Source organism: Pseudovibrio sp. W74 (assembly GCF_001623085.1).
GTDB lineage: Bacteria > Pseudomonadota > Alphaproteobacteria > Rhizobiales > Stappiaceae > Pseudovibrio.
Map to the genome: position 1 here is coordinate 1 of NZ_LMCJ01000004.1, position 12,401 is coordinate 12,401.

Annotated in this window: 9 protein-coding genes; 1 reads left to right on the forward strand and 8 read right to left on the reverse strand. The window is 52.8% G+C overall.

Annotated features, from left to right (window positions below):
* Nucleotides 1-589 precede the first annotated feature (589 nt).
* Nucleotides 590-1,474 carry a DMT family transporter gene (locus tag PsW74_RS03210; protein WP_063286352.1) on the forward strand — a complete coding sequence of 295 codons (885 nt, stop codon included), beginning with the start codon at nucleotides 590-592 and terminating at the stop codon, nucleotides 1,472-1,474.
* A 63-nt stretch (nucleotides 1,475-1,537) separates the two neighbouring features.
* Here PsW74_RS03210 and pnp read toward each other — a convergent pair whose 3' ends face one another.
* From pnp to rimP, 8 genes are all read right to left on the reverse strand, one after another.
* Nucleotides 1,538-3,676, reverse strand: a complete 2,139-nt coding sequence (pnp, locus tag PsW74_RS03215; protein WP_063286351.1) for a polyribonucleotide nucleotidyltransferase — start codon at nucleotides 3,674-3,676, stop codon at nucleotides 1,538-1,540.
* A gap of 374 nt (nucleotides 3,677-4,050) precedes the next feature.
* Nucleotides 4,051-4,320: a 30S ribosomal protein S15 gene (gene rpsO, locus PsW74_RS03220; protein ID WP_057463067.1), complete on the reverse strand. Its 270-nt coding sequence runs from the start codon at nucleotides 4,318-4,320 to the stop codon at nucleotides 4,051-4,053.
* Nucleotides 4,321-4,629: 309 nt separating this feature from the next.
* Entirely contained in the window at nucleotides 4,630-5,607 is a 978-nt protein-coding gene (gene truB, locus PsW74_RS03225; RefSeq protein ID WP_063286350.1) for a tRNA pseudouridine(55) synthase TruB, read from the reverse strand.
* A gap of 98 nt (nucleotides 5,608-5,705) precedes the next feature.
* The gene (gene rbfA / locus PsW74_RS03230) at nucleotides 5,706-6,143 is read right to left on the reverse strand and encodes a 30S ribosome-binding factor RbfA (protein ID WP_063286349.1); all 438 of its coding nucleotides are present in this window, start codon (nucleotides 6,141-6,143) and stop codon (nucleotides 5,706-5,708) included.
* A 107-nt stretch (nucleotides 6,144-6,250) separates the two neighbouring features.
* Nucleotides 6,251-9,271 (reverse strand): translation initiation factor IF-2, encoded by a 3,021-nt coding sequence (gene infB / locus PsW74_RS03235; protein WP_063286348.1) that lies wholly within the window; start codon nucleotides 9,269-9,271, stop codon nucleotides 6,251-6,253.
* A gap of 7 nt (nucleotides 9,272-9,278) precedes the next feature.
* Nucleotides 9,279-9,926, reverse strand: coding sequence for an RNA-binding protein (locus PsW74_RS03240; RefSeq protein WP_082596804.1), 648 nt, complete (start codon nucleotides 9,924-9,926; stop codon nucleotides 9,279-9,281).
* Between the two features lie 130 nt (nucleotides 9,927-10,056).
* The gene (nusA, locus tag PsW74_RS03245) at nucleotides 10,057-11,754 is read right to left on the reverse strand and encodes a transcription termination factor NusA (protein ID WP_057463071.1); all 1,698 of its coding nucleotides are present in this window, start codon (nucleotides 11,752-11,754) and stop codon (nucleotides 10,057-10,059) included.
* A gap of 118 nt (nucleotides 11,755-11,872) precedes the next feature.
* A partial coding sequence (rimP, locus tag PsW74_RS03250) for a ribosome maturation factor RimP (protein WP_063305814.1) occupies nucleotides 11,873-12,401 on the reverse strand: 529 nt, incomplete at its 5' end.

Consider the following 12,401-nt stretch of genomic DNA (forward strand, 5'->3'; position numbering starts at 1 on the left):
GAAAGTCTTTAGTGCAGGGACCAAGCGGAAGCTGGTCACCCGATGGGCGTCTACACTGGCAGGCGTTTAGCTATCATCGACACTCACATTTGCCTCTGGCCGGTGTGCTTGTTGCTGATGGTGCCTGCTCCCAATGCCTTTCGGAGGAGATCTTGTTTCATACAAAAACGCCCGGGCAAGGCGAGCAGCCAATGCCGAAGAAACTAATTTACTCACAATGCGCAGGCACTGCCTGCTCGCCTTGCTCACTCCCGAACTTTCGGGAATCCATGCTTCAACACCGCCGGCGATGCCGTGCGGTGCTAAAACCGCTCCAGCTATGAGGAATTCTCAAGTCCACCGGAATAGAAACCCGCGTGGAACTCATATTCTTGCGCTAAGATAGCGGATAGCTTACTCAGAGTACGGTGTGTTCACACCATGCACGCATCAGACTCTAAATCTTTGTTTTAACGCGTACTCCTGCTCGAAAACCAAGATCTGTTTTCGAGAATGCGCTTTCATCTTTACAGAACTTAAAAATGCAGCAGGGTTGCGTTTTCACGCGTTTCCAAGACCCAGGCAGCTACTCCCGCAAGGGGATACTATTATGGATAATATACGCGGCAGCGCCTGGATGGTGCTTGCAATGCTGGGGTTTGCCATTGAGGATACGCTGCTTAAGACGGCGACAGCTTCAGTGCCCGTTGGGCAAACACTGATGTTGTTTGGTATCGGCGGCACATTCGGCTTTTTGCTGTTGACCTGGAGACGCGGTGAACGGGCTTTTACGCCGGAAGCGCTGAAGGCAACACTTTACACGCGTGCGGTTTTTGAAATTACGGGGCGGCTGTTTTTCCTGCTGTCACTGGCGCTGAACACGCTTTCCAGCACTTCTGCTATTCTTCAGGCCACTCCAATTACAGTCACTCTGGGTGCTGCCGTGTTGTTTGGGGAGCGCGTGAACTGGCAGCGGTGGCTTGCGATCCTGATCGGTTTCATTGGCGTGCTGATGATTATCCAACCAAGTTCGGAAAGCTTTCAGGTGACCTCGATCCTTGCCATCATCGGTATGATTGGCTTTGCAGGGCGTGATCTGGCAACACGAGCGGCTCCCCCAGCCCTTTCCAACATGCAGCTTGGTGTTTACGGCTTTGCAGTGCTTATCCCAACTGGTGCAGCTTACTCATTCTGGTCTGGCGGGTTTGTCTGGCCGGATCTCTTCAGCGGATTGGTCATCGCTGCAGGCACCCTTGTGGGCATTGGGGCTTATTACTCGCTGACCGTTGCTATGCGCACCGGGTTGGTGTCCGTCGTCACCCCTTTCCGGTACTCCCGATTGCTTTTCGGCCTCCTGCTCGGCTTCCTGATTTTTGATGAGACCGCAGACGCCATGACACTGGCAGGCTCCGCGATTATCGTATTGAGCGGGCTGTATATTCTGGCCGGACACTCACGACTTAAGGCGCAGACCTCTAAGAGCGCAGCGGAGTGAGTTTGAAACGAAAAAAGGCCGATCCATTTCTGGACCGGCCTTTTTGAACTTAGCTAGAAAAGCTTAGTCTTTTGCAGGAGCTGGTGCAGCTTCTTCGCGAGGAATTTCCTTGCCAGTTTCCTGATCAACAACTTTCATGGAAAGGCGAACTTTACCGCGCTCATCAAAGCCCATCAGCTTAACGAAGACTTTGTCGCCTTCTTTGATCACGTCAGTTACTTTCGCAACTTTGCGTGGAGCCAACTGGGAGATGTGAACCAGACCGTCGCGTGCGCCGAAGAAGTTTACGAATGCGCCAAAGTCAACAGTCTTAACAACTGTGCCTTCGTAGATTACGCCAACTTCTGGCTCAGCAGCGATGGAGTTGATCCAGTTGAGAGCAGCTTTAATCGCTTTACCGTCAGAAGAAGCCACCTTAACGGTGCCGTCGTCTTCGATGTTCACTTTCGCGCCGGTCTTTTCAACGATCTCGCGGATAACTTTACCGCCAGAACCGATCACTTCACGGATCTTGTCTACTGGGATCTTGATCACTTCGATGCGTGGAGCATGCTCACCCAGCTCAGAACGAGCTTCGGTGATTGCATTTGCCATCTCGTCAAGGATGTGAACGCGACCGCCTTTAGCCTGCTCCAGAGCGACTTTCATGATCTCTTCGGTGATACCGTCGATCTTGATGTCCATCTGCAATGCAGTGATGCCGTTTGCAGAACCTGCAACTTTAAAGTCCATATCGCCGAGATGATCTTCGTCGCCAAGGATATCGGAGAGAACTGCGAAGCGCTCGCCTTCCTTGATGAGACCCATTGCGATACCAGCCACAGGAGCCTTCAGAGGAACACCAGCGTCCATCAGGGACAGGGATGCACCACAAACGGAAGCCATGGAGGAAGAACCATTGGACTCAGTGATTTCAGAAACAACACGCAGGGTGTATGGGAAATCATGGTGTGCAGGCAGCATTGGGTTAACAGCGCGCCATGCCAGTTTACCGTGACCGATTTCACGACGTCCTGGGGAACCCATGCGACCAGCTTCACCTACAGAGTATGGAGGGAAGTTGTAGTGCAGCATGAATGCAGATTTGGTAGTGCCTTCGAGCTTGTCAACGAACTGCTCGTCTTCACCAGTACCCAATGTTGCAACAACCATTGCCTGAGTTTCACCGCGTGTGAACAAGGCAGAACCGTGTGCACGTGGCAGCATGCCAACTTCGGAAACGATTGAGCGAACAGTGGAAAGGTCACGGCCATCGATACGGGAACCGGTATCAAGGATACGGCCACGAACGATTGCAGCTTCTGCCTTTTTGAACAGGTCAGAGATGACAGTCGCGTCAGGAGCGCCTTCTTCACCAGTTACAAGAGCTTCAACAACTTTCGCCTTCACAGCATCAACAGCGTTTTTACGCTCTGTCTTAACGGTGATGGAGTATGCAGCGCCGAGTTCTTCAGCAGCCAGTTCCTGAACTTTACCGAACAGGTCAGAATGATCTGGCAGGTTCAGTTCACGTGGCTCTTTAGCAGCTTTTTCGGCGAGCTGGATAATAGCGTCGATCACTGGCTGGAAGCCTTTGTGACCGAACATCACAGCGCCGAGCATTACTTCTTCGGTCAGTTCCTGAGCTTCGGACTCAACCATCAGAACAGCGTCATTCGTACCTGCAACAATCAGGTCCAGATCGGTTTCTTCCATCTGGTCAACTGTTGGGTTCAGAACGTATTCGCCGTTGATGTAACCAACACGAGCGCCACCGATTGGGCCCATGAATGGAACGCCGGAGATGGTGAGTGCTGCGGATGCGCCAACCATTGCCAGAATGTCTGGAGCGTTCTCAAGATCATGAGACAGAACAGTAAGAACAACCTGAGTTTCGTTCTTGTAACCATCTACGAACAACGGACGGATCGGACGGTCAATCAGACGGGATGTCAGGGTCTCGTGCTCGGAAGGACGGCCTTCGCGCTTGAAGAAGCCACCTGGAATGCGGCCAGCAGCGTATGCCTTTTCCTGATAATTTACGGTAAGTGGGAAGAAATCCTGACCTGGCTTTGCGGTCTTCGCGGACACGACTGTCGCGAGAACTTTTGTCTCGCCGTATGTTGCGATGACTGCGCCGTCTGCCTGACGGGCAACCTTGCCGGTTTCAAGGATGAGCGGACGTCCGCCCCAATCTACTTCCACGCGATGTATATCAAACATATCTTTATCCTAACGTTCGCCTCAGTGCCTGATGGTCGTCATCAAACTTGAGGCTGTCATTTGCCGGCAATGCGCGCACCAACTCCTTGAGTACCAAGGGCGCGATGCCTTTTCAGGTCGAACGATTGCAGGCAAGACAGCGAGAAGCTTTTGTTTGATTGTGCGTACCTTTGACCAAAAACCGGTCTCCACTTTTGGGAGATACGCTGTAAGCTTCTGGCAATCCTGCCAGGTCTTCATTCGCCTGCGTTCATTCTGGAAGAGAACGATCTGATCCAGAATATACCTCTCGCAATTTCCCGAAATACCTTGGAAATAGGAGAGGGTAAGGAAAACGCGGCGAGCTTTCGCTGCCGCGCTTTGAATTCTTCGTCTTAGCGACGAATGCCCAGACGCTCGATCAGGGACTGGTAACGAGCAACGTCTTTACCCTTAACGTAGTCAAGGAGCTTACGACGAAGTGCAACCATTTTAAGAAGACCACGACGTGAGTGGTTGTCTTTCTTATGACCCTTGAAGTGGTCAGTCAGAACTGTAATGCGGTGCGTAAGGATAGCAACCTGTACTTCCGGAGAGCCAGTGTCACCTTCTTTGATCGCAAATTCTTTGATCAGTTCAGCTTTTTTTTCAGGCGTAATCGACATCGATTTTTCCTTATCTAATGGCAGTCATACTGCCTCTTATTAAATGCCCAGAAGGCATGCGCTCTTTTACAGAGCTATGTGTTGAGCTCGGGCCGTGCCAAGATGTCGTCTAGCAGGGTCAGGCCAACACATAATAACCGGGTAAGCAGTAGCTTCCCAGCGGCGGGACTATGACTGAAAAACTCTCAAAAAACCAGAAGAATCTTAAGAGGCTTGCAGCCATAAATCCCAGTAGAACAGTTTGCCTTTCAGTGATTGCGCCCCGCGATGATTCACATTCACGTGTGGCGCTCCACTTTCAGAAAGGCATCAGAGATTGAAAACTCGCTTTGGCTTAAACTGACCTTTTGAGACTTCACCAAAAGCAATCAGCTTGCCTCCAGAAACCACATAGATTTCCTCGGGCCCAATCGGTGCATTTGCACCACGTAGCAAAACAGGATTACCGCGCTTTACCTTCGCAGCAGCATCAGAGGTGATTGGCACCTCTGCAAACTGGTGGAGTGCGACCTCAACTGGCTTGATGTGTCCGATCAGTTCTGAATTTTCGTGAGGGTCGAGAACAGGTGGCTCTTCCCCTTCTTCAACTTCTGCCGCCATAGTTTCTTTAGCAGCACGAAGTTCATCCAGGGTAACCATCTGCTCTTCACCGAAGGGTCCTACCAGCAACCGGCGCAAGTCAGTGACATAGCCACATGTACCAAGGCGCTCACCAAGGTCACGGGCCAGTGAGCGAACATAGGTTCCCTTGCCGCATTCAGCTTCAAAAACCGCACGGTTTTCATCTGGACACTCGACCAGATCCAAGCGATGCACCACAATCGTACGTGCATCCAGCTTTACGTCTTCGCCTTCCCGGGCAAGATCGTAAGCGCGGTTTCCGTCAACTTTGATTGCGGAGAAAATTGGCGGAACCTGCTCAATGGCGCCACGGAACTCAGGCAGAACCTCGAGGATCTCATCTTGCGTCGGACGGACGTCGGAGGTCTTGACCGGTTCGCCTTCGGCATCATCAGAGGTGGTTTGCGTGCCCCAGGTCACCTCAAAGCGGTAAACCTTGCGTCCATCCATGATGTATGGAACCGTTTTAGTGGCCTCTCCAAAGGCGATAGGCAAGCAGCCGGTCGCAAGCGGATCAAGCGTTCCTGCGTGTCCAACTTTTTCAGGATGAAAAATCCTCTTCAACTGCCCCAATGCATCATTGGAGGTCAGGTTTAGAGGTTTATCCAACACAAGCCATCCGTTTACAGGAAAACGGGGTCTACGTCGCTGCTGTTTGCGCGCCATACTTCTCAGCTCTTAATTCTTTGCATGCGTTGCGCTTCTGAGCGCGTACTCTGGTCTGAAACCCACGACTTCATCTTTGGCATTATGCTCTGTAAAGCTTAGTCGCGGTCATCACCTTGATCATCATCGTCATCGATGCCGCCATCAGCAAAATCCTTACGGATGCCAGGCTCATGCAGCAGTCGAGTAATCAGATCATCATCGTCAAAACGCGTATCGGCTACAAAACGTAGATCACAAGTGTATTTCATTGTGACGCGTCGAGCGACCTGCCCACGAAGGTACTTCGCGTTGCGTTTAAGTGCAGCGAGGACAACATCAATATCGCGACCACCCATAGGCATGACCAGAACGTCTGCCCATCTCAGGTCAGGCGACATGCGAACTTCCGGCACGGTAACAATAACGCCATCCAGATCAGGATCTGTGATCCGGCCACGTGTAAGAATGTCTGACAGCTCTTTGCGGACAATCTCACCAACACGCAACTGGCGCTGAGACGGCTGACCTGCAAATTCATCGCGTGCTTTTGCCATTTTTATCTCTCAATTTGCTTTGAGTTTGGAACAACAGAGCGCCGACGGGGATAAATCCGCGCCGGCGCTGCTGAATGTTCATTTCGCTCGTTTAGCTCTTCACTCTGTTAGAGGGAGCGAGCGATCTCTTCTACCTGGAAGCACTCGATGACATCACCGACGCGCATATCCTTGTAGTTTGTGAAGTTCATGCCGCATTCAACACCGGATTCAACTTCTTTGACTTCGTCTTTGAAGCGCTTAAGTGTACCCAGCTCACCTTCGTGAATGACGACGTTGTCACGCAGCAAGCGAACCTGTGCGCCACGCTGAACGACACCTTCGGTGACCAGACAACCTGCAACACGGCCGATTTTGGTGATGTTGAAAATTTCTTTGATGTCTGCGTAACCGAGGAAGGTTTCGCGACGTTCTGGAGCAAGCATGCCAGACATAGTGGACTTCACATCATCGATGAGGTCGTAAATCACGCTGTAGTAGCGGATTTCGACGCCTTCGCGACGTGCAGCTTCCTGAGCCTGTTTGTTTGCACGAACGTTGAACGCCATGATTGGTGCTTTGGACGCAATCGCCAGAGTGATGTCGCTCTCGGTGATACCACCAACGGAAGCTGCCACAACACGTGCGCCGACTTCGTCGTTGCCAAGTTCTTCGAGCGCACCCTGGATTGCTTCGGCGGAACCCTGCACATCAGATTTGATGATGAGCGGGAATTCTTTTTTGCCTTCTTCCTGCAAGCCCTTCATCATCGCTTCCAGAGAACCACGAGACCCAGCAATACGTGCTGCCATCTTGTCGCGCTTCTGGCGGTGACGATATTCGGAAATCTCGCGAGCACGGCCTTCGTTTTCTACAACTGCAACCATGTCACCAGCGGATGGTGTCGCCTGGAAGCCAAGAACTTCAACCGGTTTGGAAGGACCAGCTTCCTTAACTGGCTTGCCATTCTCATCAAGCATCGCACGAACACGACCCCATTCGGAACCAGCAATGACAACATCACCAACCCGGAGTGTACCCTTCTGAACCAGAACAGTAGCAACTGGACCGCGACCTACGTCAAGCTTAGCTTCGATAACGGTACCTTCGGCGGCACGGTTAGGGTTAGCTTTCAGCTCAAGAACCTCAGCCTGCAGCAGGATCATTTCGATCAGCTTATCAAGGTTAGTGCCTTCTTTAGCAGAGACCTCAACATCGATAACGTCACCACCCATGGTTTCTACAACCAGATCTTCACGAAGAAGGTCGTTGCGAACGCGGGAAGGGTCAGCGCCTGGCTTATCCATTTTGTTGATCGCGATGATGAGCGGAACGCCAGCAGCTTTTGCGTGAACAATAGCTTCTTTGGTTTGTGGCATCACACCATCATCAGCAGCAACCACGAGGATCACAACATCAGTGGACTTAGCACCACGAGCACGCATCTGAGTAAACGCTGCGTGACCAGGGGTATCGATGAAGGTGACCTTCTGGCCATTCTGCTCGACCTGGTATGCACCGATATGCTGTGTAATGCCGCCAGCTTCACCGGAAGCAACGTTTTCCTTGCGGAGCGCATCGAGAAGGGACGTCTTACCATGATCAACGTGACCCATGATTGTAACAACCGGTGGACGGTTGGACAGATCAGTGTCGTTGTCTTCAACGGTGAAGAGACCTTCTTCCACGTCAGCTTCAGACACACGTTTTACGGTGTGACCCATCTCTGCGGCGATCAGTTCAGCGGAATCAGCATCGATCACGTCGTTGATTTTCATCATCTGGCCCTGCTTCATCAGCAGTTTGATGACGTCAACAGCACGTTCAGACATACGCTGAGCAAGGTCCTGAATGGTGATCACTTCCGGAAGCACAACTTCACGCGCTACCTTCTCACGAACAACCTTTTGACCCTTACGTTTTTCTTTCTCACGACGACGGCGCATGGATGCCAGTGAACGATTACGACTTTCATCACCACCAGTGGCGCGGGTAATCGTTAGTTTTGACTTACGGCGGTCATCGTTGCCTTTAGGTGTTGGCTTAGCAGCCACAACAGGCTTTTTAGGACGTAGCGCAGGCTTTAGAGCCTTTTTGCTCACTTCCTTACCAGTTTCCATGCTTTCTGCCGGAGCTGCAGAAATTCCACCTGGGCGCCCGCCACCTGGACGAGGACCATTCAGGTTTGGCGGCTTGCCATCACGCATTGGTGGACGACCACCACGATCACCACCTGGACGAGGACCACGATCACCTGCCGGGCGTGGACCACGATCACCTGCCGGGCGTGGACCACGGTCACCACCTGGACGAGGACCACGGTCACCTGCCGGGCGTGGACCACGATCACCTGCTGGGCGAGGACCACGGTCGCCACCTGGACGAGGACCACGATCGCCACTGCGCTGAGGGCGATCACCAGAACGTGCCGGACGCTCTTCGCGCTGTGCTGGCTTTGGAGCTTCAGCAGCTTTTGCAGCCGCTTCAGCTTCACGCTTAGCTTTCGCTTCAGCTTCGGCCTTAGCACGTACAGCAGCTTCTTCAGCTTCACGCTTAGCGCGAGCTTCGTCTTCTACACGTTGTTTTTCTGCTTCTACAGCGCGCTGTGCAGCCAAGATTTCCTGACGCTTTGCTTCTTCAGCGCGGCGTTTAGCATCTTCGACTTCGCGAACCTTAGCCATTTTAAGCGCTGCGAGACGTGCGTCTGCTTCACCCTTGGTCAAGGTTTTCAGAACGGCACCACCGCCCTGACCGCCACCACCACCGCGACGCTGACCGCCACGCTGGTTGTTATTGTTGTTACGGTTGCCACCGCGACCGCCGCCTTCACCGCGCTTCTGAGCATCACCCGCACCACGGCGAGCTTGCTGAGGACCGCGCTCTTGCTGCTGTCCCTGACGCTTTTCCGGGCGTGACTGGGAGGCTGCAGGAGTTGAAGAGGAAGCTGCAGCAGGTGCAGGTGCCGCGGAGCCTTCTTGGCCCGGCACAACTACACGGCGCTTCTTCTTTTCCACGACGACTGCCTTGGAGCGGCCGTGGGAGAAGCTCTGCTTAACAGTGCCCTTCTCAACACTGCCTCCGCGTTTGAGGCCCAGCGTTTTCTTTTCCCCGCCGGTGGGATTGTCGTGGTTGTCTTTGGTATCGCTCATATTGCCTTCAGTCCTGCGCCACTGCACCCTTTGTACCGTCGTCGTCAGCCATGACAGAAACTTCCCGGAATTGCGCAAGGCGTTGCGCGTGCTTCACGAAGTTTCTGCCTGCCTCGCCGGCCAGCAGTACAGCATGTATAACGTTATCCCGATCCAGATGCGTACTCATCTGTTCCGAGTTAAACAGGCGGATCACGCTGAGACGATCCACCTTGCCAAATCTAGAAGCGGCTAGGGCCGCCAACTTACGCACACCATCTTCAGAGGCTTCAGTGGCGTGCACCAGAGCAAGAACACTCTCCTTTTTGAGAGCTGCCTCGACTTTCGAAAAGCCAACATGTAGGTTGCCAGCTTTTCGGCTCATGGACAGTGCGCCCAGAGCTGCCTGCTCCAGCAGTTTGTCGGTGTGGTCGGCCAAACCGTCTTCAGCGTTTACCTGCTCCTTAAAGCCTCTCGAGAAAGCGCGCCTTTTTATCGCTTCCTGCAAAACAGACTTCTTTGCCGACACCCAAACCCCACGTCCCGGGAGGGTGCCTTTCACATCAACTACAACAGTTTTGTCAGGAGCCATAACGAATCTGAGAAGGTCTGTCACCGGTAGAACTTCACGCGTGACCGCGCAGGTTCGTTCTGTCGGCTCATTTTTTCTCGGCACTTCGTATTCCCAACCCTACTATTGTTGTTATTTTTCATTCAGTTACGGGGATGTAGAAACCCGCAGCCTTATGCTGCAACTTCAACACACCCCCGTATAAAACTTTTTTCTGCAGTCAAGCGGCTACAGATTATTCAGAGGACTGCTCGCCTTTTGCGTCTTCTGCACCGCTCTCTTGCGCCAATTCCTCGTCGGCGTCAACCACAGTCTCTTCAAATGTTTCGCCTTCGAAGTCTTCTTCTTCGACTTCCAGCTCTTCTTCAGAGACTTCCACAAGGTCTTCCGCAGAGATCCATCCAGCAGCAACACGCGCTGACATCACGACAGCTTCCGCATCAGCACGAGACAGATCGAAACTGCTCAGAGTACCTTCCACGCGAATGGTTTCTTTATCCTTGCGTTCCGTCCAGCCAACAAGGTCGTCAGCTGCACAGCCTGCGAGGTCTTCCATGGTTTTGATTTCGTCTTTACCCAATGCAACAAGCATTGCGGATGTAAGACCTGGGACCTGAACCAGCTCATCGGAAACACCAAGCTGACGACGCTCTTCTGCGAGTTTTGCTTCCTGCTCTTCCAGGTACTCACGTGCACGAGCTTGGATTTCGTCGGCTGTTTCTTCGTCGAAGCCTTCAATGGACGAGATTTCGTCGAGGTCAACGTACGCGACTTCTTCTACAGAAGTAAAGCCTTCTGATGCGAGAAGCTGAGAAACCATCTCGTCAACATTCAAGGTATTCTGGAAGAGATCGGAACGAACCTGGAATTCCTTCTGGCGACGCTCGGATTCTTCCGCTTCCGTCATAATGTCGATGCCCCAGCCGGTGAGCTGAGAAGCAAGACGTACGTTCTGACCGCGGCGACCAATTGCCAGAGACAGCTGATCGTTAGGAACAACAACTTCGATGCGCTCGGAGTCTTCGTCGAGGACAACCTTAGCAACTTCAGCAGGCTGAAGTGCATTTACGATGAAGGTTGCTGCATCATCATTCCAAGGAATGATGTCGATTTTCTCACCCTGAAGCTCACCAACAACAGCCTGAACACGGGAACCACGCATACCAACACACGCGCCAACCGGATCGATAGAACTGTCGTTAGACAGGACTGCGATCTTAGCGCGGGAGCCTGGATCACGGGCAACAGCCTTGATCTCGATAACGCCGTCATAGATTTCCGGCACTTCCTGCGCGAACAGTTTTGCCATGAACTGAGGGTGTGTACGAGACAGGAAGACCTGTGGACCACGCTGTTCGCGGCGCACATCAAAGATCAGCGCACGAATACGATCACCATTGCGGAAGATTTCGCGCGGGATCAGTTCGTCACGGCGAACGATTGCTTCACCCTTACCGGTATCGACAACAACGTTGCCATATTCAACGCGCTTCACAACAGCGTTGAGCACTTCACCAATACGGTCTTTAAACTCATCGTACTGCTGATCACGCTCAGCTTCGCGGACCTTCTGAACGATGACCTGCTTAGCGGACTGAGCAGCGATACGCCCAAAGTCGAGCGGTGGCAATGGATCTGCCATGAAATCGCCGACTGTTGCATCCGGGTTGCGCTCCTGCGCATCAACCAGAGCAATTTCAGTTGAGATGTTCTCGACAACATCAACGACCTGCAGCAAACGCTGAAGGCGGATTTCACCGGTTTTCGGATTAATCTCGGCACGAACTTCAGTCTCGGTGCCATAACGGGAGCGAGCGGCTTTTTGGATTGCATCCTCAAGAGCAGCAATCACAATGCTACGGTCGATCGACTTTTCGCGGGCGACCGCTTCAGCGATCTGCAGCAGCTCCAAACGGTTTGCGCTGATAGCCATTCCTCGTCAACTCCTTCCACGCCCTGCCTTCCTTCACACCAGCAGGAACATCAAAACAAAAGGGTGGCTCTTTAAAACCGGAACCGCCCATAACCCATTGCGCAACAAGAACAGCTAATCAGTGATTGAGGTAACTGTCGTCGTCCGTAGGCTCCCCACGGGCTGCTTTTGCGGCTTTATCGGCTTTCAATGCCGCATCGACCAGTTCATCAGTCAAAACCAATACGGCTGACCCAACCTCATCCAACGGAAGACGAGCTGCCTCATCCTGACCTTCCTGTACATCGGTCATTCTGATAAGCGCGCATCCATCTTCCACACCGATGATGTGTCCACGATATCTCTTACGCCCAGCTTGCGGCACAGACATTTCGATTTTCGCAACATGTCCGACCCAGCGCTCGAAGTCGCCTGCGCGAACGAGCGGGCGGTCAATACCTGGAGATGAAATTTCGAGATGGTAGGCACCAGAGATTGGATCGTCCACATCCAGCGCCGGGGAAACTGCGTGGCTGATTTCTTCACAATCTTCAACAGCCATCGTCCCATCCGGGCGCTCTGCCATGATTTGAAGGGTGCAGCCATTGTTTCCGTTTACACGGATGCGCACCAGCCGATAGCCCAGATCAGCAACGACCGGCTCGACA